This is a genomic window from Neglectibacter sp. X4 (assembly GCF_009917365.1).
GTDB lineage: Bacteria > Bacillota > Clostridia > Oscillospirales > Acutalibacteraceae > Acutalibacter.
Genome location: NZ_QWLE01000167.1, coordinates 1 through 1111 on the forward strand (window position 1 = coordinate 1; position 1111 = coordinate 1111).

At 45.1% G+C, this 1111-nt stretch carries 1 protein-coding gene and 5 tRNA genes; all 6 read right to left on the bottom strand.

Annotated features, from left to right (window positions below; genetic code table 11):
• Positions 1–33: 33 nt before the first annotated feature.
• A tRNA-Gln gene (locus D1841_RS17430) sits at positions 34–108 on the bottom strand.
• A 5-nt stretch (positions 109–113) separates the two neighbouring features.
• Positions 114–188, bottom strand: a tRNA-Cys gene (locus D1841_RS17435).
• A gap of 18 nt (positions 189–206) precedes the next feature.
• Positions 207–282 (bottom strand) — tRNA-His (locus D1841_RS17440).
• A gap of 96 nt (positions 283–378) precedes the next feature.
• Positions 379–455, bottom strand: a tRNA-Asp gene (locus D1841_RS17445).
• A 103-nt stretch (positions 456–558) separates the two neighbouring features.
• Positions 559–634, bottom strand: a tRNA-Val gene (locus D1841_RS17450).
• A 176-nt stretch (positions 635–810) separates the two neighbouring features.
• Positions 811–1111, bottom strand: a 301-nt coding sequence (locus tag D1841_RS17455; RefSeq protein ID WP_166554324.1) for a hypothetical protein, incomplete at its 5' end; no start/stop codon positions are given.

Below are 1111 nucleotides of genomic sequence, written 5' to 3' on the forward strand. Positions count from 1 at the left end.
TCAAGTCGCTGGACTCAAGCATTTTCAATAAATTGGCTAGGGTAGCAGGATTCGAACCTGCGCATGATGGAATCAGAATCCATTGCCTTACCGCTTGGCGATACCCCAACATTTGGAGGCGACACCCAGATTTGAACTGGGGAATAAAGGTTTTGCAGACCTCTGCCTTACCACTTGGCTATGTCGCCATAATCATAAAAATGATATGGGGTGGATAGTGGGATTCGAACCCACGTATACAGGAGCCACAACCCTGTGTCTTAACCACTTGACGATACCCACCATATAGTATATACTACTCTGCTGAAATTATGCAATTCACCGTCAATTTATGCTCAGCTTTTGCATCATCCACAGCAAAATATACTTTAAAAAAATTGGCGACCTGGAACGGGCTCGAACCGTCGACCTCCAGCGTGACAGGCTGGCATTCTAACCAACTGAACTACCAGGCCGCATTGCTTGTGCTTTTGCACCTCATTCGCGAATCTGCGAACTCACTGCGCAGCCGGTATTCCATCTCACCGCCATTGCGCTATCTCGGTCACTGTAGGAAAATGGTGGGCGTTATAGGGCTCGAACCTATGACCCTCTGCTTGTAAGGCAGATGCTCTCCCAGCTGAGCTAAACGCCCGCAGTGTCCGTTGCTTGTTTGCTTGGCACGTTTACATAGTATACTATATCTTGTGTTACTTGTCAAGCACTTTTTTAATTTTTTCTAAGCTTAGTGGAATCACCAGATTCATAAGCCGAAAATTATATTATCACATTTCTTTTTACCTGTCAACATGATTTTCGTAAGTTTTAAAATTAATTTTCTCTTCTTACTTTCTCATATCGAACGCTCTCAGAAAGCTTCTCAGCCCTCCCACCGGAAAGACCTGTGATAACTTCAGAAACCGCCGCAGTGTCCTCCGGATTAGTAACCAGTTCAAAGGTAACCGCGTCAGCATAGACTATATTAGCAAATTTTACCGGATATGTAAAGGGGGAATTTTGTATTTTATTAAATACAGCATAATCCACCCTGTATTCCGTCACCTGCATTTCCTGCACATCGCAGATTCCTGCCGCAGCAAGCCCCTGCTTTGCGCTGCTGGTGTAAGCACGC